Below are 22,755 nucleotides of genomic sequence, written 5' to 3' on the forward strand. Positions count from 1 at the left end.
GCAGGAGCTGCGCCGCCGGAGCGGCCGCCACGCCCGTTTCCGCGAGGGCGGTCCGGGCGCCGTCCGCCAGGCCGCGGCCCGGCGGGGCGGACGCGCCTGACCGCCCGGACATTCCATCATTTCCCGGGGCGCGCCGCGCCCCAGCCGGCGGATGACATGCACGGACTGAAAAAGGCTCTCACAGACATCTGGCGGCTCACGCTGCCCTATTTCACCTCCCGCGAGCTCACCGAGGCGCGCATCTGGCCGTTCCCGGCCTTCGCCGTGCAGCAGCGCTTGCTGGCGTTCATTTTCGCGGCGGTGATCATCAGCATCGAATTCGCGCTGGTGGCGATCAACGTGCGCCTGTCCTATTTCTCGCGCGACTGGTTCAACGCCATCCAGAACAGGGACGCCGCCAGCTTCTGGACGCTGCTGCTGACCGTGTTCATGTTCTGGGCGGTCATCTACATCGTGGCGGCCATCTACCAGTACGCGCTGAAGTCCTACCTGCGCATCCGCTGGCGCGCCTTTCTCACCGCGCGCTACGTCAGCCACTGGCTCGACCACAACGCCCACTACCACATGCAGCTGCTCGGCCATGGCGCCGACAACCCGGACCAGCGCATCCAGCAGGACATCGATTCCTTCATCGTGCGCACCATGGAGCTGTTCCTCGGGCTGCTGTCGTCGGTGTCGACGCTGGTCTCCTTCGCCGTGGTGCTGTGGCAGCTGTCCGCCAGCTTCACCCTGCCGGGCACTGACCTGCGGGTTCCGGGCTTCCTGCTGTGGGGCGCCCTGGTCTTCGCCATTGCCGCCACCTGGCTGACGCACCGGGTGGGCCGGCCGCTGATCCGGCTGAACTTCGAGCAGGAGAAGTATGAGGCGGACTTCCGTTTCTCGCTGGCGCGCCTGCGCGAATACGGCGAGCAGGTGGCGCTGACCGGCGGCGCCCCGGCGGAGAAGCGCCACCTCGCCGGGCGCTTCGGCTCGGTGATCGACAATTTCCTCGCCATCGTCAGCCGCACCAAGAAGCTGACGGCGGTGACCGCCGCCTACGCCCAGATCAGCAACGTCATCCCCTACATCCTGGTGGCGCCATACTATTTCGCGGGCAAGGTGACCCTCGGCGGCATGCAGCAGACCGCCAGCGCCTTCAACCGGGTGAGCGACAGCCTGTCGTTCTTCATCAGCGCCTACACCACGCTCGCCGACTACAAGGCGGTGGTGGACCGCCTCACCACCTTCACCAGCGCGGTGGAGACGGCGCGCATCGCCGGCTCCGGAGCCTCCCGGCTGCGGCGGGAGGAGGGCGCGGACGCGAATCTCGAGATCCGCAACCTCTCGCTCAGCCTGCCGGACGGGCGCGAGGTGGTGCGGGTGGGCGCGCTGACCCTGCGCCCGGGCGAAACCACGCTGCTGACCGGGCCTTCAGGCTCCGGAAAGTCGACGCTGTTCCGCGCCATCGCCGGCATCTGGCCGTTCGGCTCGGGCGACATCCGCCTGCCGCACGGGGCGTCGCTGCTGCTGCTGCCGCAGCGGCCCTATCTGCCGGTGGGAACGCTGCGCGCCGCCGCCTGCTATCCCGCCGCGCCGGACGCGTGGAGCACGGGGGAGCTGGCTGAAGCGCTGGCGGCGGTGCAGCTGCCGCATCTCGTCGCGCGGCTGGACGAGGAGGACCACTGGGCGCAGACGCTGTCGCTGGGCGAGCAGCAGCGCCTCGCCCTTGCCCGCGCCCTGCTGGCGCGTCCGGACTGGCTGTTCCTCGACGAGGCGACCTCCGCCATGGACGAGGGGCTGGAGGCCTCGTCCTACGGCCTGCTGGCGCGGGCGCTGCCGCAGGCGACGATCGTGTCGATCGGTCACCGCTCCACGCTGCACGCGCTGCACGCGCGGCGCATCGACATGATCAATGTCGGCGGCCGGGTGTTCGAGCCGCGGGATGTTTATGACGCGGCTCCGGCGGCGGGGTAGGGCGCCGCGGCGGGTCGCCTCCCCGGCGCGGGCGCCGGGCGCCGCTCCCCGGCCCGGCCGGAGCCGTGCCGGTCGGGGGTGCGCCGGCGGCGGGCATGGCCCGGCCTGCGCCGCCGCCATGCGGGCGCCGGCGCCGCCATGGCCGGACGTGACCCGGCTTTTGTTTGCTGTTTTACGCGCCTGTTTTCCGTGCGCGTCGCGCCGCGGCGCCTGGACGGACGCCCGGCCAGGCCCGGGCATGAGGCCGGAGGCGCGTTGCGTCCGGCGCGGCTGCGGAGACGGTTATGGCCGGACCTGATCGGGCCATTCGGGGCGCGGCCAGGGCGACGCCGCGCGCCCCTCCGGCGCGGCCGGGCGCGCCCGCACGGGTCATGACGGTCCGGGACCGTCGCCCCGGGAGGAGCCGTCAGAAGGTGCGGTCGAAGCGCAGCTCGCCGGCGGGGCCCTTCAGCACCAGCTGGCCGCCCACCAGATCCCACTTCTGCGCGTAACGCAGCGCCGTAAGAAAGGCCGTCTCGGCCGCCTGGACGTGCCTGTCGCAGGCGCGGCGGGTGAGGGCCAGCGGGCCGACGGCGATGCCCTGGTCGCGCAGCGGGAAGGCCACGGCGCTGAACGTGTTGCAGCCGCCGAAACCGCGGGCGCGGAACTGGGAGTCCAGCACGAAGGACGGACGTTCCGCGCCAGTGTAGCGCTTTCCGTTCAGGCTGACCGCGATCCAGTTCTTGCCCAGCGGGAAGTTCTTCTCGATCTTCCTGGGCTGCAGCGGCGCCGTCCGCGTCGCCTGCTGGGCGTGAGCCGGGGCCATGGTCAGGGCGCCGGCTGCGAGCGCGACGGCTGTCAGTGCAAGGCGAACTGTCTTCACGTGCATCCTCTCCCTCAACCAGGCGCGTGCTGGCGCTGCGTCACGACGGGGCGGCGGGGCCGCCGCTCCGGAACGCCCGCGCGGCCGGCCTGCCGGCGAAACGGCGTCCGTCGCTGTCGCCGCGTCTTTTCCCGTAATGTCGCAGACTTTGCAAGCGCCGGGCAAGGACGGCCCGGTCGCCGGACGGCTCCGCGCCCCGCGCGTCCGCGCCGGCCGGGCCGCGTCCTCAGCGGCCAAGACGGGCGAACAGCCGGTCCGCCAGCGGATTGTGCCGGCGGAAGACGTAGTCCACCCGCCGCACGCTGACATGGTCGGCGCCGGCCGCCGACAGCGCCTCCGCCAGGGCGAAGGTCTGCTCCGCCGGGCACAGCAGCGTCGCCGGGCCGCCGGCGACCGGCGCGCCCCACGGCAGGCTGGCGCCGAAACGGGCCGCCAGCGCGGCCAGCGCCTCCGCGTCATGCCCTGGCGCCAGCGCCGTGACCTCGCGGCTGGCGCGGGCCGTCTCCTCGGCGTTGATGCGGGTGAGAATGGCGGCCGCCGCCTGACGCGCCGCCGGTCCCCACGGCGCCCGCAGCGACGCCACCAGATTCGCCCATGAGCGCAGGATCACGCCGTCGTCCAGAACCTTGAGATCGTTGGCCGCCAGCGTCGCGCCGGTGGTGGTGATGTCGACGATGATCTCCGCCGAGCCCGCCGCCGGCGCGCCCTCCGTGGCGCCGAGACTCTCGACGATGCGGTAGTCGGCGAGGCCATGGGCGGCGAAGAAGCTGCGGGTGAGGTTGACGTATTTCGTCGCCACGCGCATGCGCTCGCCGGTGCGCGCGCGCATTTCCGAGGCCACGTCGTCGAGATCGGCCATGGTGCGCACGTCGATCCACGCCTGCGGCACCGCCACCACCACATTGGCGTTGCCGAAGCCGAGCGGCGTCAGCAGCTCCATGGCCTCGTCGGCGTCGGGCGCCTGCTCGCGCACCAGGTCCTCGCCGGTGATGCCCAGATGCGCCGCGCCGCTGGCCAGCTGGGTGACGATCTCCGAGGCGGAGAGAAACATCACCTCCACCCCGGGCAGCCCCCTGATGGCGCCGCGGTAGTCGCGGGCGCCGCCGGGCCGGTGCAGCTCAAGGCCGGCGCGCGAGAAAAAGGCGGCGGCGTTCTCCTGCAGGCGGCCCTTGGACGGAACGGCGATGATGAGCGGGGCGTCGGCGGACATGATGGATTCCCCGAAAGATCAGGCGGTCAGGGTGAGGCTGTCGAAACGGTCGAGCCACAGGGCGCAGCCGACGGCCGGAACCGGCGCCGCGGCGCCGAGGCGCTCGGCCAGGCCGTCATAGCGCCCGCCCGCCGCGACCGGACGCCGGTCCGGCCGCGCCGGATCGTCAATCTCGAAGATGAAGCCGGAATAATAGTCGAGGTTGCGGGCGAAGCGCGCCGAGAAACGGATGCGCTCCACCGCCACGTCGCGGGCGGCGAAGAAGCCGAGGCGCTCCTCAAACAGGTCCACCGCCGCGCCAATGTCGAGGCCGGCGTCGGCGGCCAGCCGCCGCAGTTCGGTCACCGCGTCGTCCGGATCGCCGGCGATGGCGAGGTAACGCTCCAGCACGGCGCGCTTTTCATCGCCGAAGGCCGCGGCGCGCCGCTCGGCGCGGGCGAGGAAGCGCCGGGCGATGTCGCTGGCGCTGCGTCCGCCCACCCGCGAAATGCCGGCGATGGCCAGCACGTCCTCCACGAACGCCTGGGCGGCGCGCGGATCCTGGCCGGCGAGGGCGTCGAGCAGTCCGGCGTAGTCGCCGTCGCCGTCGCCATTGCCGGCCAGCGCCGCCAGCGGCTGGCCGGCGGCCACGCCGCGCAGCAGCCGCCGGCGCGTCGGCGCGTCGGCGCCCAGCGCCGTCACCACCGCGTTGAGCAGCCCCATGTCGCCGAGGCGCACCACCGGATCGCGCAGGCCGAGCGCCGCCGCCGCCTCCATGGCCAGCGACAGGATCTCCGCGTCGGCGGCGCCAGTGTCCTCGCGGCCGAACGACTCGACGCCCGCCTGCGGAAACTCGCCGGTTTCGCCGGCGCGCAGGCGGAACACCGGGCCGAGATAGCTCACCGCCGCCCGCAGCGGCCCGCCGTCATGGCCGGCCAGCAGCATGCGCGTGACCGGAATGGTGTATTCCGGCCGCAGGCACAGCTCGGCGCCGTCGCCGCTGGCGGTGACGAACAGCCGCCGGCGGATGTCCTCGCCGGAAAGGTCCAGAAATACCTCCGCCGGCTGCAGCACGGGGGGCTCCACGCGGCGGTAACCCTCGCGCGCGAACAGCGCCAGCAGGCGTTCGCAGGCCTCTTGCGTGGCTGGTTCGTCAGTCAGCTGCGGCGACATCGCATTCCATCCGTGCTGCCCGCCGGCCGGCGCCGGGCGGCGCATGCGCCGGAAGCCTTCTCCGGCGCGGCGGCGCGGAAGCTCCGGCGAAATCCACAAAAACGGCGGGGCCTGGCCCGTCCGGAGCCAGTCTCCGGGGGCGGCCAGCCCCTGCCCGGGCGCTACATACCAGCAACTGGCCCCGCCTGCGACCGGCGGCGGAGCGGCCGCGGGACGCCGTTCAGTAGCGGGCGAGCACCTGCCGCACCGCGCTCTCCAGCTCGGACTCGGGCACGGAGAACTGCGCCCTGGCCTGCTGGGCCAGATAGGTCTCACGGTCGCTGATCTGGCGCAGCGTGGCGCCGAGGCGCAGGTCCTTGATGGTGACCTCGCGCTTTTCCTTCTCGTTGCTGCCCTGAATGACCACGCAGACCGAGCCGCGCCGGTCGGCGTAGCGGATCTGCGCCTGCATGCCGGCCTGGCCCATGTAAAGCTCGGCCCGCAGGCCGGCGGCGCGCAGGCGCCCCACCATGGCCTGGTAATCGTCCATGCGGTCGCGGTCGAGGGTCAGCACCACCACCGGGCCGGGCGGCGGCTCCACCGCCACGACCGGGCTCTTCACCGCCATCAGCGCCGCCAGCAGGCGCGACACGCCGATGGAGAAGCCGGTGGCCGGCGTGTCCTCGCCGCGGAAGCGGCCGACAAGGCCGTCATAGCGGCCGCCGCCGCCCACCGAGCCGAAGCGCACCGGGCGGCCTTTCTCGTCCTTCACCTCGAAGGTCAGCTCCGCCTCGAACACCGGGCCGGTGTAATACTCAAGCCCGCGCACCACCGAGGGATCGATGATCACGCGCCCGTCGTCATAGCCGGCGGCGGCGAGCAGGCGGGCGATCTCGGCCAGCTCGGCGCAGCCTTCGCGGCCGGTGGCGGTGCCGGAGAACGCCTGCGCCATGCGCGCCACGGTGGCGGCGTTGCCGTCGCCGCGGGCGGCGAGCACCGCCAGCACCTGATCCGCTGCTTCCGGCGCGAGCCCGGCGCCCCTGGTGAAGTCGCCGCTCTGCGTCTCCGGATGCTCCCAGCGGCCCTCGCCGAGCAGGTCGCGCACGCCGTCCACGCCCACCTTGTCGAGCTTGTCCATGGCGCGCAGCACGGTGAGGCGGCGCTGGGCGTTCTCCGCGCCGCCAAGGCCGATGGCCTCCAGCACGCCGTCCAGCACCTTGCGGTTGTTGATGCGGATCACGTACTTGCCGGCGAGGCCGAGGGCGTCGAGCGTGTCCGCCGCCATCATGCAGACCTCCGCGTCGGCGGCGACCGAAGCGGCGCCGACGATGTCGGCGTCAAACTGCATGAACTGGCGAAACCGGCCCGGACCCGGCTTCTCGTTGCGGAACACCCAGCCGCAGCGGTAACTCTTGTAGGGCTTCGGCAGCCGGTCAAAATTCTCGGCCACGTAGCGGGCGAGGGGAGCCGTGAGATCGTAGCGCAGCGACAGCCACTGGCCGTCGTCGTCCTGCAGCGAGAACACGCCCTCATTGGGGCGGTCCTGGTCGGGCAGGAACTTGCCCAGCGCGTCGGTATACTCGAGAAACGGCGTTTCGAGCGCGTCGAACCCGTAAAATTCGTAGGTTTCGCGGATCTTCTCCAGCATGCGGGCGCTGGCCGCGATCTCCACGGGGCCGCGGTCCACGAAGCCGCGGGCGAGCCGCGCCTTCGGGCGCTCTTTCGCCTTCTCCTTCGCGGAGGGCTGCGACTGCGCCTCGCTGCCGGCGCTGGCGTTGGTCAGGTCGTTCCGGGACATGGGGTTCGCATTACTCCGCGACAGGTCCGCGGGCAAGGCGGTATTGCGCGCGCGGCGCCGTTTCCGCGCCCGGCGGCGGAAAGAAGCCCAAAAGAGGAGGGCGCATGCAGGGGAGAGGGAAAACGTCAGGACGCCCCGCCGGGGACAGCTGGGGCCTGCAGCCGGTGATCACGCGGCCGGGGCGCTCTCCGCGCTGGCTTGCGACGTCTTTCGCCTCGCCGCGGCGCGGCTGTCGTGCTAGGGCGGACGCCATGATCGAAGGACTGCAACCCCAGAAGGCCACGCGCGTCATGCGCTTCATCACCGACGAAGCCCGCGCCCGCCAGATCACCGAGATTCTCGGCGAGATTTTCGATCCCGCCGAAACCGCCGTCTCCACGTTCGAGACTGACGCCGGCTGGCTGTTCGAAGCCTATTTCGCCACGCCGCCGGACGAGGAGATGATCATCGACGTCATTCGCCCCATCGTCGGCGAGGCCGCGGCCAACGCCGCGACCTTCGACGACATCCGCGAGCAGGACTGGGTGCGCGCGTCCCTCGACGGGCTGAAGCCGGTGCGCGCCGGCCGGATCCTCGTCCATGGCGGCCATGACCGCGGCGTCGCCAGGTCCAATGACGTGGGGCTGGAGATCGAGGCGGCGCTCGCCTTCGGCACCGGCCATCACGGCACCACCGCCGGCTGTCTCGACGCGCTGGCGCGCATCGCCAGCCGCCGCCGGCCGCGCTCCATTCTGGACGTCGGCACCGGCACCGGCATTCTCGCCATCGCCGCGGCCAAATGGCTGAAGGTTCCGGTGGTGGCCGGCGACCTTGATCCGGTGGCCATCGAGGTGGCGGCCGGCAACGCCCGCGGCAACGGCGTCGCCGGTCTCGTCAGCTATTACGTCGCCCCGGGCGTGGATCACGCGCTCGCCCGCGGCCGCCGGTTCGAGCTGGTGTTCGCCAACATCCTGGCGCGGCCGCTGCGGCTGATGGCCCCGTCGCTCGCCCGCGCCGTGGCTCCGGGCGGCGTGCTGGTGCTCTCCGGCCTGCTGCCGCGCGACGTGCCGGGGGTGCTCTCCGCCTACCGCGCCCAGGGGCTCGCCCTGTGGGAGCGCCGCGATCGCGACGGCTGGTCGACGCTGACGCTGCGGCGCGGCGGCGCCGCGCCCCGGCCGCTGGCCGCGGCCTGACCGGTCGCATCCGCCGCAACGGAGAATTCAGGGGCGTCGCCGCAGGGCGGCGCCCTTTCCGTTTCGGCCGGCCGTGACGGGGAGCATGCAAAAAACAATGGCCAGACGCGTGCGTCTGGCCATTGGGCCGCCGGACGGGCCGGCGGCGTTTCGCCGTCAGTCGCGCGGCCGGCGGGCGCCGCCGCCGGGGGGACCGGCGCGCCCGGGCGGGCGCTCAGCGCAGCGAACCGTATACCAGGCCGGTCTGCGGGTCCTGGCAGCCGCCCACTTCCTTCAGCTGCTCCGGGCCAAGCCGGGCGGCGAGCTGCAGCGTGTCATGCGGAACGCCAGCGCTGCGGAAGCCGGCGAAGAAGGAACGGATGGCGGCGCCGAGGCGGGACGCGTCCTGCGAGCGGACGACGGCCGGACGGGCGGAAACATTGGCGAGGGTGGCGGTAGCCATTGGTCTATCTCCAGATAAGCAAGACAGCCCCAGCGTTCCTCTATGTTCTTGTGTGGCCCTTACCTATGACTTTGTCTGCGACCTTAGTAGTATCTGCGTCGCATGGGAGCCATCCCGCCAGCGCATGACCGCACTGGTTACAGAAGCATCCGGTACGGATGCGTCACGATGACTGTTATCAGTCACGTACATTACTTTCCGTAATTGGTACTTTCCGGTACTTGACATGCGCCATGTCGTACCGCCAGCGGTCCGCGCCGTCCGCCGCGCCCCCGGCCGCGCTTGCGCGGCGCCGGCGATTGCGGCCATATCCCCTGCGCGGAAGACCACAGCGGAGGGCGGCATGTTCCGGGCAGTGTTTCAGGACTTCGGCGAGGGCGTCGCCGCGGCCGCCGGCGCGGAGCGGATCGGCCGGCTGCGGGCCGAGCTGCGCCGGCGCGGGCTGGACGGCTTCATCGCGCCGCGCGCCGACGAGCACCAGGGCGAATACGTGCCGCCCTGCGCCGAACGCCTGGCCTGGCTCACCGGCTTCACCGGCTCGGCCGGCTGCGCCGTCATCCTGATGGATCGCGCCGCCCTGTTCGTGGACGGCCGCTACGTGCTCCAGGCGCCGCGCCAGGTGGACGGCTCGGTGATCGAGGTGATTCCGCTGGCGCAGACGGCGCCGGAGGCGTGGATCCGTGACTGCCTGCCGGCAGGGGCGCGCCTCGGTTACGACCCATGGCTGCATGTGGAGGCCGCCGCGGAGCGTTACCGCGCCGCCGCCCGGGCCGCCGGCGGCGAGCTGGTGGCGGTGAACGGCAATCCGGTGGACGCCGTCTGGAGCGACCGGCCGCCGGCGCCGGCCGCCCCGGTGCGGGTGCATCCGGAGAGTCTCGCCGGCGAGAGCGCCGGCGCGCGTCTCGGCCGCCTGCGCGAGGCGCTGGGGCGCCAGGGCGTGGACGGGCTGCTGGTCAGCGATCCGCATAACGTCGCCTGGCTGTTCAACATCCGCGGCGCCGACGTGCCGCACACGCCGCTCGCCCTCGGCTACGCTTTCGTGCCGCTGGAGGGCAGGGCGGAGCTGTTTCTTGACGCGCGCAAGCTGACCAGCGAGGCCGCCGCGGCGCTGGAGCCCTTCGCCGCCGTCACGCCGCCCGCCGCCCTGACCGAGCGGCTGCGCGCCCGCGCCGCGGGCGGCGCCCGCATCCGCATCGACTCCGCCACCGGCGCCGCCGCCCTCGCCGGCATCGTGCGCGACGCCGGCGGCGAGGCTGACGTCGGCGAGGATCCGCTGACGCTGATGAAGGCGCGCAAGAACGCCGTGGAGCTGGCCGGCGCCCGCGCCGCCCACCTGCGCGACGGCGTCGCCGTCTGCCGCTTCCTGCACTGGTTCGACACGGCTGCCCCCGGCGGCGGCCTCACCGAAATCGACGCCGTGGCCGCGCTGGAGACCTTCCGCCGCGAGACCAACCTGCTGGAGGACATCTCCTTCCCCACCATCGCCGGCGCCGGCCCCAACGGCGCGGTGGTGCACTACCGCGTCACCGGCGCCAGCAACGCCCCCATCGGCCCCGGCCTGTTCCTGATCGACTCCGGCGCCCAGTATCGCGACGGCACCACCGACATCACCCGCACCATCGCCGTGGGCGAGCCGGACGCCGAAATGCGCGACCGCTTCACCCGGGTGCTCAGGGGCCACATCGCCGTGGCCACCGCCGTGTTCCCGGCCGGAACCTGGGGGGCGCAGCTGGACAGCTTCGCCCGCCGGCCGCTGTGGGAGGCCGGCCTCGACTTCGACCACGGCACGGGCCATGGCGTCGGCAGCTTCCTCTCGGTGCATGAGGGGCCGCAGCGCATCTCCCGCCTCGGCAATGTGGCGCTGGAGCCGGGCATGATCGTCTCCAACGAGCCGGGCTACTACAAGGCCGGCGCCTGGGGCATCCGCATCGAGAACCTGCTGGTGGTGGAGGAGCGGGAGATCCCCGGGGCCGAACGGCCCATGCTGGGCTTCGGGACGCTCACCCTGGCGCCCATCGACCTGCGCCTGGTGGAGCCGGCGCTGCTGACGGACAGCGAGCGGGCGTGGCTCAACGCCTATCACGCCCGGGTGCATGAGGAGCTGGCCCCGCAGGTGGCCGACGCGGCCGCCCGCGCCTGGCTGCGCGCCGCCACCCGCCCGATCTGATCCGCAGCGCCCCGGACGGCGCCGGCGATTGCGCCGGCCGTCGCCGTCCATTAGCATATCCGCAAGCAATTTTCCGCATGTTACCGTAAATACGGCGTCCGCCGCCCTGTTTTTCAGGCGGCCTGCGGTCGTGGCCAGCCGTTGTTCCGGGCGACGGGGCGGGATACGGGCGGCCGCGCCGGCATGTTCCGGAAATGCGGCCCGGTTTCCGGTGCCGCCCAGGCGATGGTTCGGTCCGGCGGAGGGTTTTCCTGTCGGAGGTTCTTCCCGCCGGCGGGTTTTCCCGGCGGGCGCCCGTGATGGTCTCCTGACGACGTGATGGTCTCCTGACGAGAGGAGCGCGCGCATGTGCGACCAGTGCCAGCCTGCGGCGTGGGGACGGCGACGTTTTCTCGGCGGCCTGGCGGCGGCCTCGCTCATGGCCGCCGGCGGTCCGCTGGCGCGGGCTGCGGAGGCGGCCCTCGCGGCCGCCCAGCCGTCGCCGCAGGCGGCGATGGCGCGGCTCATGGCCGGCAACGCACGTTTCCGCCGCGGCGCCGGGCGGCGGCCGGTCGGCGCCGGCGAACGCCGGCGGCTGGCCGGCGGGCAGTCTCCCTTCGCCGTCGTGTTCATCTGCGCCGACTCGCGCGTCGCGCCGGAAATCATCCTGGACCAGGGCCTCGGCGACATCTTCGTCGTGCGCAACGCCGGCGCCGCGCCCGACGCCCAGTCCATCGGCAGCATCGAATACGCGGTCGCCGAACTGGGAGCGCCGCTGCTGCTGGTGATCGGCCACAGCGGCTGCGGGGCGGTGAAGGCCGCCGTCGCCGCCATCGAGGGCGGCGCCCGGCCCGGCGGACACATCCGCGACGTGGTGGCGGCGCTGACGCCGGCGGTTGGGGCGGCGCTGCGCGCCATGCCCGCCAGCTGGCCGGCCCAGATGCGGCTGGAGGGCGCCATCGCCGCAGCCGCCCGTGATTCCGCCGGGCGCATCATGGCGCAGAGCGCCGTCGTCTCCGGGGCGGCGCGACAGGGGCGCCTGCTGGTCGCCGCCGCCTATTACGACATCGCTTCCGGCCGGGTGCTGCCGCTCGAGGGCTGAGGCCGCCCTCCGCAGGGGCTCCGGACGCGGCGACACCGTGGAGAGACGCCGGGGCGTCGCAATACGGGAGCGGAGCGCCGGGGAGCGCGCCGCCGTGCGGCGTCGCCGGGCCATGGCCGGCAAGGTCATGACGCGACTCAGGTCATGACGCCCCCTGGTCGTGACGCGTCCCTGGTCACGGCGCGTCCCCGGTCTTGGCGTTTCGGCGGCGGCGGTCCATGGGGGCTGCGCCGGGCCGCGGCCCGGTCAGGCCAGGGAGCCGACGGCGGGGCGCAGCAAAAAGGCCGCGCGGGAGCCCGCGCGGCCATGTTCACGCCGGCCTCTGCGCCGCCTGCCGGCGCCTCAGGCGCGCCGGCCGGCAGCGGCTCAGCTGGCGCCGCCGGAGGCGGACGGGCCGGAGGAAACGCCCGGGTTGCTGTCCGCAGGGCGCTGCAGGATCGGGCCGCGGCTGAGATGCGTGGGCTTCTCCGGATTGCGCGGCACCAGGGTGGCGACGTCGGCGCGGATGCTCTCCAGCAGGTCAAGGGCGTTGCGGCCGTCAGGGAAGCTCAGCTCCCGCAGCGCCTGGGCGAGCACGTCGATCTTGGTCGACAGCTCCAGACCGCTGCGGGCGGCCACGCGCGACATCGACTGCTCGACGGTTTTCAGTTCCTGCAGCAGCTCGCGCCGCAGCTCGCGCTGGTCCTCGGCGTCGATCAGCGGCGAGCCCAGCATGCCGCGCAGGGCGGCCCACCGCAGGCCAAGGGCGGGAAGTGTGGCGGCGTCGCCTGCATCGGAAGCCGGGGGGATGTTCGCCATGCGGAATCTCCTTGTAACGACGTTGAGCGGTGGCGCTGCACCGTGGCGGTTGCGGGGCGCGGCGGCGCGCCGGAACAGCCCCTGCAACGGAATGAACGTGTCGCGCGCTGCCGACATCCTGCCGCGCGCGCCGGTGGCGGCGCAATCCGGTTTGCGCGCAATTCCCGTGCGGCCTGCGCGAATGGTTAGCCGCATCATCGGGTGATTTGGCGCCATGCGCAACGGCCGCCCGCGCCGGCGCCGCCCGGCGGCCGTCAGCCCGCCGCCTCGACGAAGCTGTCCAGCACCGTCTTGCGGCCGGCCTTGTCGAACTCCACCGTCAGCTTGTTGCCGTCCACCATGGTCACCGAGCCGGGGCCGAACTTCTGGTGGAAGATGCGCGCCCCCACCTGGAAGGCGGAGACGCCGGTCGAGCGCGCCACCAGCTCGCCCTCAATCACCGGGCCGTCGCGCCGCGCCCCGGCGCGGGCCCGCCCGCCGCCGCGGCCGGCGGCGAACTGCGAGCCGCCGTAGCCGTCGCGGCCGAAACCGCCCTGGCCGAAGCCGCGCGCCTCCGCCCGCCGCCAGCCGGGCGTGGCGTAGCTGGAGGGCATGGCCCCGGCGTATTCTCCCCGGGAGAAGCGGCTCTGGCCATAACCGCCGTAAGAGGAGGCGGGCGCGTCCGCCACCTCCACCGCGCTTTCCGGCAGTTCGTCGATGAAACGCGAGGGGATGGTGGCGTTCCACATGCCGTGGATGCGCCGGTTGCTGGCGAAATAGATGCGCGCCCGCCGGCGGGCGCGGGTGAGGCCCACATGGGCGAGGCGGCGCTCCTCCTCCAGGCCGGCGAGGCCGCTTTCGTCGAGGGCGCGCTGGTTGGGGAACAGCCCTTCCTCCCAGCCGGGCAGGAACACCGTGTCGAACTCCAGCCCCTTGGCGGCGTGCAGCGTCATCAGCGACACGCGCTCGCCTGTCTCGCCCTCCGCCGCCTCCATCACCAGCGACACGTGCTCAAGGAAGGCGGGCAGGTCCGGAAACTCCTCCAGCGAGCGCACCAGCTCCTTCAGGTTGTCCAGCCGCCCGCTGGCTTCGGCCGAGCGGTCGCGCCGCCACATCTCGACATAGCCGGACTCCTCCAGCACCAGCTCGGCCAGCTCGCCCTGGCGCATGTGGCTGGCGGCGGCGCTCCAGCGGGCGAAGTCGGCCAGCAGGTCGCGCAGGGTCTTGCGCGCCTTCGGCTTCAGCTCCTCGGTCTCCACCAGGAAGCGCGCGGCCTCCATCAGCGGAATGCGCGCGGCGCGGGCGTGGGCGTGCAGCGCCTGCAGCGTGGCGTCGCCAAGGCCGCGTTTGGGCGTGTTGACGATGCGCTCGAAGGCGAGGTCGTCCGCGGGCGAAACCACGCAGCGCAGATAGGCGAGGGCGTCGCGGATCTCCATGCGCTCGTAGAAGCGCGGGCCGCCGATCACCTGGTAGGGGACGCCCAGCTGCACCAGCCGGTCCTCGATCTCCCGCATCTGGGCGGAGATGCGCACCAGAATGGCCATGTCGCCGGGGGAGTGGCCCCTGGCCTGCAGCGCCTCGATCTCCTCGCCGATGAGCCGCGCCTCCTCCTCAGAATCCCATGCGCCGGTGATGACGACCTTCTCGCCGTCCTCGTCCTCGGTGCGCAGCCGCTTGCCCAGCCGCCCCTCATTGTGGGCGATGAGCTCCGAGGCGGCGTGCAGGATGTGACCGGTGGAGCGGTAGTTCAGCTCCAGCCGCACCACCGCGGCGCCGGGGAAGTCGTGCTCAAAGCGCAGGATGTTGTCCACCTCGGCCCCGCGCCAGCCGTAGATCGACTGGTCGTCGTCGCCGACGCAGCAGATGTTGCGCGCCTCCGGCGCCCGCCCCTGGGCCAGCAGGCGCAGCCACAGGTACTGGGCGACATTGGTGTCCTGGTATTCGTCCACCAGAATGTAGCGGAAGCGCTGCTGGTATTGCGCCAGCACGTCCGGGTGCTCGCGGAACAGCCGGATGGTCTCCAGCAGCAGGTCGCCGAAATCCGCCGCGTTCAGCGTCTTCAGCCGCTCCTGGTACATGGCGTAGAGCTTCACGCCGCGGCCGTTGGCGAAGGCGGCGCCTTCCCCGGCCGGAACCTGCGACGGTCCCAGCGCCCGGTTCTTCCAGCCGTCGATGAGGCCGGCGAGCTGGCGCGCCGGCCAGCGCTTCTCATCGACGCCCTCCAGCTGCAGAACCTGTTTCATCAGCCGGATCTGGTCGTCCGTGTCCAGGATGGTGAAGGTGGGCTTCAGCCCGGCCAGTTCGGCGTGGCGGCGCAGCAGCCGCGTGCTGATGGAATGGAAGGTGCCGAGCCAGGGCATGCCCTCCGCCGCCGGGCCCACCAGCTGGCCGACGCGCTCCTTCATTTCCCGCGCCGCCTTGTTGGTGAAGGTGACGGCGAGAATCTGCGACGGCAGGGCGCGGCCGGTGGCCAGGATATGGGCGATGCGGGTGGTGAGCACCCGCGTCTTGCCGGTGCCGGCGCCGGCCAGCACCAGCACCGGGCCTTCCGTGGTCTCGACGGCGCGACGCTGCTCCGGGTTCAGCCCGTCGAGATAGCCGGCGGCCGGCCGCGGGGCCACGGCGCGCGGACCGGCGTCGCCGTCCGCGGCGGCGCGGGCGCGCGCGGCGACGCCGCCTGGGCGCGGGGAATGGGCGGGCGCGGGCGTGCGCCCGGAAGTGTCGTCAGAACCGTGCATCGACCTGCTTCTGTTTCCGTCCGGCCGGCGCGGCGCCTGTCCGCCGCCGCCAAGGCCATGGCGCCGCGGCCGGGCGGTCCATGGCCGAAAGATTTGTGGCCCGAAGATTCATGGCCCGAAGATTCATGACCACTGGCTTCGCGCCCGGGCCGGCCAGGACGGGCGGCCCCTTCGGCGGTCCGCCCGGCGGCCATGGCCGTGATCCATGGCGGGGCCATGCGGCCGGCGCGCCTGCGCATATGTGGGCGCCGCCAGCGGCGATCGCCAGCCGGCGCCGGCTGATTCGTCCGGCGGGCCCGCCGGCGTCACTCTGGACCATAACGAGAACGGAAGTCGAGTGCGCGCCCCTGCGACGCCGCAACCATTCCGCGTCGCCGGTTTTTGTGGCTCCGGCGCTGGGAAAGCGCCGGCGCGCGCCTATATTGGGGATGAAAGCGCGTCGCTTTCCGCTCCGCCCTGGCCGTTCGCCCGGGAGCGCACGGGGATATTCGCCATGGACCGCCGTCTTTCTGGTCACGCCGCCGTTGAGACCGCCCTGCGCCGGCAGGCCGCGCGCCGTTCGCGCGCCGCCGTGAAGGCGAAGGCGGTTTCGCGTGAGGAGCAGGCGCGCCTGCGCCGTCTCGCCGCCATTGGCGCGGCTGCGGCCGCGCTCGCCGCGGCGGCGGCGCTGTGGGCGCTGGCCGGCGCGCCGGCCCGCGCCGGGGACATGGACGCCGGCGGGGCGCGTCAGGAACAGACGGTGCGCGCCCTCAACCGCTCCATGGAGCGCTCGCTGCGCGACCAGCAGGTCCGGCAGGACAGCCAGCTGCGCTATCTGCAGCAGCAGCAGCAGATCCAGCGCATCGAGCAGCAGAACTTCTCGGACCGCATCCGCGCCTGCGGCGCCGGCCCCTGCTGAGCGCCGCGCGGGTCCACGCCGCAAGGGGCCGCGCCGCGCGCGGCCTTTCTTTTGCGTCTTTTGCGCCGCCCGCGGCGGCTTGCGCGGCGGCCCCGGGCGCGGCAAAGCTCCCGCCAGAACGGAACAGCATCCGGGGAGCATCATGAAGGCCGTGCAGTGCCTCGCCTATGGCGAGCCCGAGAATCTCGTCATCGCCGACATTCCGGAGCCGGAGCCCGGCCCCCATGACGCCGTGATCGCCGTGGAGGCGGTGGGGCTTGGATTTGTGGACGGCCTGGTGGTGCGCGGCGCCTATCAGGTGAAGCGGCCGCTTCCGTTCATTCCCGGCAGCGAGCTGGCGGGCACGGTGGTGGCGGTGGGCGAGAAGGTGTCGCCCGCCCTGGTGGGCCGGAGGGTGATGGCGCTCGCCGAGCGCGGCGCCCTGTGCGAGAAGGCCGTGACCGCCGCCGCCCAGTGCGCGCCGCTGCCGGACGGGCTCAGCTCCGTGGCCGCCGCGGCGGCGCTGGTCAACTATTCCACCGCGATTTACGGCTTCGAAACGTGCGGCCGCCTGCAGCCGGGCGAGACCGTGCTGGTGCTGGGCGCTTCGGGCGGGGTCGGCATGGCGGCGATCGACGTGGCCAGGGCCCTTGGCGCCACGGTGGTGGCGGCGGCCTCGTCGGAGGAGCGTCTCGCCGCCTGCGCCAGGGCCGGCGCGCATCTCACCGTCAATTACAGCGCCCCGGACTGGCGCGGGGCGCTGGAGGCGACGCTCGACGGCCGCCCGCTCACGGTGATTTATGACCCGGTGGGCGGCCGCTGGTCGGAGACGGCTTTCCGCTGCCTGTCGCCGGGCGGCCGGCATCTGGTGGTGGGCTTCGCCGGCGGCGAGATTCCGAAAATTCCGCTGAACCTGCCGCTGCTCAAGCGCGCCAGCATCGTCGGAGTGGACTGGGGCGGCCACGTGCGGGCGGAGAAAGACGCGGCGGCGCAGATTTTCGCCCGCATGATCGCGCTGGCGCGCGAGGGGCGGATCAGTCCGCAGCCTTCCGCCACTTATCCGCTGGAGGAGACGCCGGCGCTGCTGCGGCGCATGCTCAACCGCGAGAACATCGGCAAGCCGGTGGTCACCGTCGGCGCCGCCGCCCGGAGCGCGTGACGCCGCCTGACGCCGCACGGCCGCGGCGCCGGCCGCCGCATGGACGCCCGGCCAGCCCCGGGCGTCCACGCCCGCGCCCCGCGGATTGCGCGCCGCGCGTCCGGCCCCGGCGGCGCCCTTCAACGCGGCCCTTCAGCGCGGAGCTTGGCGAACGCCCCGCCATGCGGTTTCATGCAGCCGGACGGCGGCGGCGCCCGGGAGGCGGGCCCAGGAGACGGAGGGAGTGCGGCCATGACGGTCACGGCGCAACAGGACCGGCGGACGGCGGATGAGGGGCGCGAGACGGCGCTCGCCGCGCTGCAGCGGCGCTTCGGCGAACGGTTCACCCTGAACCGCACCATTCGCGAGCAGCACGCCAACACCCTCACTTGGCAGGGCAACCAGCCGCCGGACGCGGTGGTTTATCCGGAGACCACCGCCGAGGTGGTGGAGATCGTCCGCCTGTGCGCCGCCCACAAGGTCCCGATGATCCCTTACGGAACCGGCACCTCGCTGGAAGGCCACGTCAACGCCCCCTCCGGCGGCGTGTGCATCGACACCAGCCGCATGAAACAGATCATCGCCGTCAATGCGGAGGATCTGGACTGCGTGGTGGAGCCGGGCGTCACCCGCAAGGAGCTGAACGAATACCTGCGCGACTCCGGCCTGTTCTTCCCCATCGATCCCGGGGCGGACGCCTCCATCGGCGGCATGACCGCCACCCGCGCCTCGGGCACCAACGCCGTGCGCTACGGAACCATGCGCGAGAACGTGCTGGCCGTGGAGGCGGTGCTGCCCGACGGGCGGGTGATCCACACCGGCTCGCGGGCCAGAAAGAGCTCCGCCGGCTATGACCTGACGCGCCTGTTCGTCGGCTCGGAAGGCACGCTCGGCGTCATCACCAAAATCACCCTGCGCCTGCACGGCGTGCCGGAGGCGATCTCGGCCGGCTGCTGCCCGTTCCCCACCGTGCACGCCGCCTGCGACGCAACCATCCAGACCATCCAGTCCGGCATTCCGGTGGCGCGCATCGAGCTGCTGGACGTGGCCTCGGTGCGCTCGGTCAACGCCTATTCGAAAATCGGCCTGCCGGAGACGCCGCTGCTGCTGCTGGAGTTCCACGGCTCCGGCGCCTCGGTGAAGGAACAGGCCGAACGCTTCGGCGAAATCGCGGAGGCGCTGGGCGGCGGCCCGTTCCGGTGGGCCACCAGCCCGGAGGAGCGCACCCGCCTGTGGCAGGCGCGGCACGACGCCTACTGGGCCGCGCGCGCCGCCAACCCTGGCATGCTCACCTTCGCCACCGACGCGTGCGTGCCGATTTCGCGCCTCGCCGACTGCGTCGCGGAAACCATGCAGGACCTGGAGCGCATCGGCATTCCCGGCGGCGCCGTCGGCCATGTCGGCGACGGCAATTTCCACGTCCAGCCATTTTTCGACGTCAATGATCCGGCCCAGCGCGCCGCCATCGAGGGGTTTCTGGAGCGGCTCGCCGCCCGCGCCATCGCCATGGGCGGCACCTGCACCGGCGAACACGGCGTCGGCCAGGGCAAGATGAAGTTCATGGCCGCCGAACACGGTGAGGACGCGCTCGACGTGATGCGCGCCATCAAGACGGCCATCGATCCGGACAATCTGATGAACCCGGGCAAGATCCTGCCGCCGCGCGCCGCCTGACGCGGCTCCGGCGCGGGTCGGGGGGCGCTGCGGCGGGCGTGCGACGGCGGGCGCAGGCCCCCATATGACGGCCGTTTCCGCCGAAGTGGAGTTGCAGCCAGGTGCGTGATCTCCTGACCGTGCTCGCAGTCGCCGTGATCGTGGCGTTGCTGGCGGCGCTCGCCGGCCCGCATTTCATCGACTGGCAGGCGCAGCGGGCCCGCGTCGACGCGGCGCTGGGCGAGGCGCTGGGCCTGCGCATCGAAACCCGCGGGAAGCTGTCGCTGCGCCTGCTGCCCGCCCCGGCGCTGGAGGCCGCCGGCCTCACCGCCTGGGCGCCGGGCGGCGACGGCGCCGCCCCGGCGCAGCCGCTGCTGCGCGCCGGCCGGGTGTGGGCGGAGCTGTCGCCGGGCGCCCTGCTGGGCGGAACGCTGCGCGTCGTCGACGCCTCCATTGACCGGCCTGAACTGCGTCTCACCCTGCAGGCGGCGCCCGCCGCCGGCGCGCCGGCGCCGCAGCAGGGCCCTGCCTTCGCGCCGGCGCTGGATTCCGTGCGCGTGCGCGACGGCCGCCTGACCGTGGCGGACGCAGGCGGCCGGGCGCGCGTCTCCGTCTCCGCAATCAACGCCTCCGTGTCGGCGGCGTCGCTGGCCGGGCCATGGCGCGTCGCCGGCGAGGCGGGAGGCGCGCCGTTCCAGCTGCTGGCCAGCCGGCGCGAGGCGGACGGGCGCATGCGCCTGCGCGTGGATGTCGGGGCGGAAAGCGCGCAGACCGGGCGGCTGGCGTTCGACGGCGACGTGCTCGCGGCCCGCGGCGTCATCGCCGCGGCGGACGGCCGGCTGTCGCTGCGCCGGGCCGGCGACGGCCCCGCCGGCGCGCTGTCGCTGTCGGCCCGTCTGGAGCTGGCCGGCGCGCGGCTGGCCGCGCGCGACGTCGTGCTGGAGGCGGGCGATCCGGCGCTGCCGGTGCGGCTGGAGGGCGAAGGCGGCGGCGACCTCGATGACCCCGCCAGCCTCGCGTTCTCGCTGCGCGCGCCCCGCGTCGAGCTGGACCGGCTGCCGGGGGGCGCCGACATCCTGGAGGGCGGGGGCGATCACGCGCTGTCCGCCGTGACGGAGGCGCTGGCGCGCGCCGCCGGGGCAGTCGGGCGCTGGAGCAGCGTGCTGCCGCCGGGCGCCAGCCTGCGCCTCGCCGCCGGCGCCCTGGCGCTGGGCGACGCGGAAACCGGCCCCGCCGCGGCGACGCTGAGGGCGCGTGCGGACGGCCTCGCCGTGTCTGACGGCCGCGTCGCCCTGCCGGGCGAGGCCAGCCTCAGCTTTTCCGCGGATTTCAGCGGCGCGCCGCGGCCGTTCGCCGGGGTGACGCTCCGTTTCGCCGCGCCGCGGCCGGCGCTGGCGGCGCAGTGGCTGCGCCGGATCGGGCTGGCGGCGGACCTCGCCGCCTGGATCAGCCGCCAGGACCGCCTCACCGTCGAGGGGCGCCTGGGCGCCGCGCAGGGAACCATGGCGCTGCACCGCCTGCGCCTGCAGACCGGCGATGGCGAGATCGCCGGTCTGATCGCTCCGGACGCCGGCGACCTGCGCGCCCCCGCGCGGCTCACCGCGCAGTTTTCGGCGCGCGGGCTTGACCTCGGCGATCTGCCGCCGGGGCTGGGCGCGGTCTGGCGCTGGCTCGGCCAGGCGCAGGGCGCGGCCGCGCGCCGTTTCGACATCCGCTTCACCGGCGAGCAGCTGCGCCTTGGCGCGCGCGCCGCCGCCGGCCGGGCGGAGCTGGAGCTGGCGCGCGACGGCGACAGCCTGACCCTGCGCCGGCTTGAGGTGAAGGATCTCGCCGGCGTCGACATCTCCGCCGCCGGCGCCCTGGCCGGGCCGGGCGCGCCGCTCTCCGGCGCCGTCCGGGCCGGCAGTCTCGCCGCGCTGGCCAGGCTGGCGCAAGCCGCCTGGGCGGCGCCCGGCGCCGGCGGCGCATGGAGCCGGGCGCTGGCGGCGCTGCGCCGGCCGGAGCTGGCGCGTCCGGCGGAGGCGCGCTTCACCTCGCGCCTGCGCGCCGACGGCGGCGCCGATTTTGACTTCACCGGCGCGGCCGGCGGCGACGTCCCCCTGTTCGCCGCCAGCGGCAGCCTCGCCATGGCGCCGCCTGCCGCCGGCGGCCTGCTCCGTCCCGAACGCGCCGAACTCACCTTGCAAGGCGGGGACGCGCGCCTGCTGCTGCTGGCCGCCCCGGCCGGGCCGTGGAGTCTCGTCGTGACCGCCGAGCCGCGCGACGGCGGCTGGACGGCCAGCGTCCGCGCCCGGGCGCTGGACGCCGAACTCGGCTACGACCGCGACCGCGCCGGCGCCCGCCTGACCCTCGCCGCCGCCGACGCCACGCGCCTGCTGGCGCTCGCCGGACTTGCGCCAGCAGGCGGGGCGTCCGCGCCGGCGCCGCTGACGCTGGAGGGGCGGATCGCCGGCGCGGGGCCGGCGTGGCGGCTCACCTTCCAGGGCGTCGCGGGCGGGGCGCCGTTTTCCGGCTCGGCGGCGCCCCTGGCCGGCCGCAGCGGCCATGCGGCCGAGGTGTCGGTGGCGGAGGCGTCGCTGCCAGCGCTCGCCGGCCTGCTGGTCCCTGGCGCAACGGCCGCCGGCGACGGCCGCTGGCCCACGGCCCGCTTCGGGCCGCCGCCGCCTTTCCTGGGGCCGGAGGCGCCGCAGCTGGAGCTGACGCTGAAGGCGCGGCGGCTGGAGCTGGCCGCCGGCGTCAGCGTCCGCGACGCCAGCCTCGGCGTCGCCAGCCTTGAGGACGGCGCGCGCTTCGCCCTCGTCAACGCCCCGCTGCTGACCCCGCTGGGGCGCGACGGCGGCGTGCTCTCCGGCATGCTGACCCTGCGCCGGCTGGGCGGGGCGGCCTCGGTGATGGCGGAGTTCAGGCTGGCCGGAGCGCCGCTGGCCGCCTGGGGCGTCCGCGACCTCGCCGGCGTGATCGACGCCGACCTGACGGCGGGCGCCGCCGGCGAAAGCGTCGCGGCGATCGTCGCCAGCCTCTCGGGCAGCGGCGCGGTCCGCCTCTCGGGCGGGACGCTGGCGGCGGCGGCGCCGGACGCCGCGGCGGCCACGGTCGCGGCGCTGGCCGGCGACGACAGCGCCCTGCAGCGCCCCGTGGCGGCGCGCGCGGCCGGGGCGCAGCTGGCGCGGGCGCCGTTTCCGCTGGGCGAGCTGCGCGCCCCCATGGTGATGACCGGCGGCGTGCTGCGCATTGATCCGCCGGCGGTGACGGCCGGCGGCGGCCGGCTGCAGGGCGCCGTCGCCATTGATCTCGGGCGGTTCACCCTGGACGCCTCGGCGCGGCTGCAGGCGCTGCAGGCGCCGTCGCGCTGGAAGGGCGCGCCGCCGGCCCTGGTTCTCGCCTGGCGCGGGCCGCTGGCCGCGCCGGCGCGCAGCCTCGACCTGGGCGAGCTGGAGACCGGCCTCGCCGCCCTGCGTCTTGAGGACGAGCTGCAGCGGGTGGAGGCGTGGAAACGCGAGAGCGCCCGCCTGCGCGAGGAAGAACGCCGCCGCCAGCAGGAGGACGCCCGCCGCAAGGCCGAACAGGAGGCGCTGCGCGCCGCCCGGGAAGGGCTGGACGAGGCCCGCGGCCTGCTGCGCCAGCCGCCGCCGGCGCAGCCGCGCCAGCCGTGAGCGCGGCCGGGCCTCGCCGGCGGGCCGGAACGGACGCCATGGAAGGCGCGCGCCGTCGGCGCCGGGCATTGCGGGCGCGCCTGCGCCGGTCCCTGGATCTGGA

15 protein-coding genes are annotated in these 22,755 nt (G+C 73.8%); 8 read left to right on the forward strand and 7 right to left on the reverse strand.

Annotated features, from left to right (window positions below; genetic code table 11):
• Nucleotides 1–156: 156 nt before the first annotated feature.
• Nucleotides 157–1,953 carry an ABC transporter ATP-binding protein/permease gene (locus ACFFJB_RS04315; RefSeq protein ID WP_376829804.1) on the forward strand — a complete coding sequence of 599 codons (1,797 nt, stop codon included), beginning with the start codon at nt 157–159 and terminating at the stop codon, nt 1,951–1,953.
• Nucleotides 1,954–2,359: 406 nt separating this feature from the next.
• On the opposite strand, the gene ACFFJB_RS04320 is transcribed toward ACFFJB_RS04315, so the two are convergent.
• The 4 genes from ACFFJB_RS04320 to hisS all read right to left on the reverse strand — a co-directional run bounded on the left by ACFFJB_RS04320 (nt 2,360) and on the right by hisS (nt 6,954).
• Nucleotides 2,360–2,758: an META domain-containing protein gene (locus ACFFJB_RS04320; protein ID WP_376832534.1), complete on the reverse strand. Its 399-nt coding sequence runs from the start codon at nt 2,756–2,758 to the stop codon at nt 2,360–2,362.
• 283 nt (nt 2,759–3,041) lie between these two features.
• The gene (gene hisG / locus ACFFJB_RS04325; RefSeq protein ID WP_376829806.1) at nt 3,042–4,025 is read right to left on the reverse strand and encodes an ATP phosphoribosyltransferase; all 984 of its coding nucleotides are present in this window, start codon (nt 4,023–4,025) and stop codon (nt 3,042–3,044) included.
• Nucleotides 4,026–4,043: 18 nt separating this feature from the next.
• A complete protein-coding gene (locus ACFFJB_RS04330) occupies nt 4,044–5,177 on the reverse strand; it encodes an ATP phosphoribosyltransferase regulatory subunit (RefSeq protein WP_376829808.1) in 1,134 nt (377 codons plus the stop codon).
• A 220-nt stretch (nt 5,178–5,397) separates the two neighbouring features.
• A complete protein-coding gene (gene hisS / locus ACFFJB_RS04335) occupies nt 5,398–6,954 on the reverse strand; it encodes a histidine--tRNA ligase (protein WP_376829810.1) in 1,557 nt (518 codons plus the stop codon).
• Between the two features lie 251 nt (nt 6,955–7,205).
• Here hisS and ACFFJB_RS04340 point away from each other — a divergent pair, with 251 nt between their 5' ends.
• Nucleotides 7,206–8,126 (forward strand): 50S ribosomal protein L11 methyltransferase, encoded by a 921-nt coding sequence (locus ACFFJB_RS04340; protein ID WP_376829812.1) that lies wholly within the window; start codon nt 7,206–7,208, stop codon nt 8,124–8,126.
• 214 nt (nt 8,127–8,340) lie between these two features.
• Here the strand turns inward: ACFFJB_RS04340 and ACFFJB_RS04345 are convergent, their stop codons facing one another.
• Nucleotides 8,341–8,568 (reverse strand): hypothetical protein, encoded by a 228-nt coding sequence (locus tag ACFFJB_RS04345; protein WP_376829814.1) that lies wholly within the window; start codon nt 8,566–8,568, stop codon nt 8,341–8,343.
• A 343-nt stretch (nt 8,569–8,911) separates the two neighbouring features.
• On the opposite strand from ACFFJB_RS04345, the gene ACFFJB_RS04350 reads away from it, so the two are divergent.
• Both ACFFJB_RS04350 and ACFFJB_RS04355 read left to right on the forward strand, forming a co-directional pair.
• The gene (locus ACFFJB_RS04350) at nt 8,912–10,735 is read left to right on the forward strand and encodes an aminopeptidase P family protein (RefSeq protein ID WP_376829816.1); all 1,824 of its coding nucleotides are present in this window, start codon (nt 8,912–8,914) and stop codon (nt 10,733–10,735) included.
• A gap of 346 nt (nt 10,736–11,081) precedes the next feature.
• A complete protein-coding gene (locus ACFFJB_RS04355; protein ID WP_376829818.1) occupies nt 11,082–11,816 on the forward strand; it encodes a carbonic anhydrase in 735 nt (244 codons plus the stop codon).
• A gap of 366 nt (nt 11,817–12,182) precedes the next feature.
• Here ACFFJB_RS04355 and ACFFJB_RS04360 read toward each other — a convergent pair whose 3' ends face one another.
• Both ACFFJB_RS04360 and ACFFJB_RS04365 read right to left on the reverse strand, forming a co-directional pair.
• The gene (locus tag ACFFJB_RS04360) at nt 12,183–12,614 is read right to left on the reverse strand and encodes a hypothetical protein (protein WP_376829820.1); all 432 of its coding nucleotides are present in this window, start codon (nt 12,612–12,614) and stop codon (nt 12,183–12,185) included.
• 254 nt (nt 12,615–12,868) lie between these two features.
• The gene (locus tag ACFFJB_RS04365) at nt 12,869–15,331 is read right to left on the reverse strand and encodes an ATP-dependent helicase (RefSeq protein WP_376829822.1); all 2,463 of its coding nucleotides are present in this window, start codon (nt 15,329–15,331) and stop codon (nt 12,869–12,871) included.
• A gap of 493 nt (nt 15,332–15,824) precedes the next feature.
• Between ACFFJB_RS04365 and ACFFJB_RS04370 the strand changes: the two genes are divergently transcribed.
• The 4 genes from ACFFJB_RS04370 to ACFFJB_RS04385 all read left to right on the forward strand — a co-directional run bounded on the left by ACFFJB_RS04370 (nt 15,825) and on the right by ACFFJB_RS04385 (nt 22,652).
• Nucleotides 15,825–16,229: a hypothetical protein gene (locus ACFFJB_RS04370; protein WP_376829824.1), complete on the forward strand. Its 405-nt coding sequence runs from the start codon at nt 15,825–15,827 to the stop codon at nt 16,227–16,229.
• Between the two features lie 142 nt (nt 16,230–16,371).
• Nucleotides 16,372–17,367: an NADPH:quinone oxidoreductase family protein gene (locus ACFFJB_RS04375; protein ID WP_376829826.1), complete on the forward strand. Its 996-nt coding sequence runs from the start codon at nt 16,372–16,374 to the stop codon at nt 17,365–17,367.
• Between the two features lie 231 nt (nt 17,368–17,598).
• Nucleotides 17,599–19,020 (forward strand): FAD-binding oxidoreductase, encoded by a 1,422-nt coding sequence (locus tag ACFFJB_RS04380; protein ID WP_376829828.1) that lies wholly within the window; start codon nt 17,599–17,601, stop codon nt 19,018–19,020.
• A 101-nt stretch (nt 19,021–19,121) separates the two neighbouring features.
• Nucleotides 19,122–22,652 (forward strand): AsmA family protein, encoded by a 3,531-nt coding sequence (locus ACFFJB_RS04385; protein ID WP_376829830.1) that lies wholly within the window; start codon nt 19,122–19,124, stop codon nt 22,650–22,652.
• The last annotated feature ends 103 nt before the right edge of the window (nt 22,653–22,755 follow it).

The sequence above is a fragment of the Camelimonas abortus genome (assembly GCF_042432745.1).
Lineage (GTDB): Bacteria > Pseudomonadota > Alphaproteobacteria > Rhizobiales > Beijerinckiaceae > Camelimonas > Camelimonas abortus.

What these genes read in the sequence shown, in the direction of transcription:
- hisS (WP_376829810.1), bottom strand. Translation starts at nt 6,954, where the DNA reads ATGTCCCGGAACGACCTGACCAACGCCAGCGCCGGCAGCGAGGCGCAG.
- ACFFJB_RS04350 (WP_376829816.1), top strand. Translation starts at nt 8,912, where the DNA reads ATGTTCCGGGCAGTGTTTCAGGACTTCGGCGAGGGCGTCGCCGCGGCC.
- ACFFJB_RS04340 (WP_376829812.1), top strand. Translation starts at nt 7,206, where the DNA reads ATGATCGAAGGACTGCAACCCCAGAAGGCCACGCGCGTCATGCGCTTC.
- ACFFJB_RS04355 (WP_376829818.1), top strand. Translation starts at nt 11,082, where the DNA reads ATGTGCGACCAGTGCCAGCCTGCGGCGTGGGGACGGCGACGTTTTCTC.
- ACFFJB_RS04330 (WP_376829808.1), bottom strand. Translation starts at nt 5,177, where the DNA reads ATGTCGCCGCAGCTGACTGACGAACCAGCCACGCAAGAGGCCTGCGAA.
- ACFFJB_RS04380 (WP_376829828.1), top strand. Translation starts at nt 17,599, where the DNA reads ATGACGGTCACGGCGCAACAGGACCGGCGGACGGCGGATGAGGGGCGC.
- ACFFJB_RS04365 (WP_376829822.1), bottom strand. Translation starts at nt 15,331, where the DNA reads ATGCACGGTTCTGACGACACTTCCGGGCGCACGCCCGCGCCCGCCCAT.
- ACFFJB_RS04315 (WP_376829804.1), top strand. Translation starts at nt 157, where the DNA reads ATGCACGGACTGAAAAAGGCTCTCACAGACATCTGGCGGCTCACGCTG.
- ACFFJB_RS04345 (WP_376829814.1), bottom strand. Translation starts at nt 8,568, where the DNA reads ATGGCTACCGCCACCCTCGCCAATGTTTCCGCCCGTCCGGCCGTCGTC.
- hisG (WP_376829806.1), bottom strand. Translation starts at nt 4,025, where the DNA reads ATGTCCGCCGACGCCCCGCTCATCATCGCCGTTCCGTCCAAGGGCCGC.
- ACFFJB_RS04360 (WP_376829820.1), bottom strand. Translation starts at nt 12,614, where the DNA reads ATGGCGAACATCCCCCCGGCTTCCGATGCAGGCGACGCCGCCACACTT.
- ACFFJB_RS04320 (WP_376832534.1), bottom strand. Translation starts at nt 2,758, where the DNA reads ATGGCCCCGGCTCACGCCCAGCAGGCGACGCGGACGGCGCCGCTGCAG.
- ACFFJB_RS04370 (WP_376829824.1), top strand. Translation starts at nt 15,825, where the DNA reads ATGGACCGCCGTCTTTCTGGTCACGCCGCCGTTGAGACCGCCCTGCGC.
- ACFFJB_RS04375 (WP_376829826.1), top strand. Translation starts at nt 16,372, where the DNA reads ATGAAGGCCGTGCAGTGCCTCGCCTATGGCGAGCCCGAGAATCTCGTC.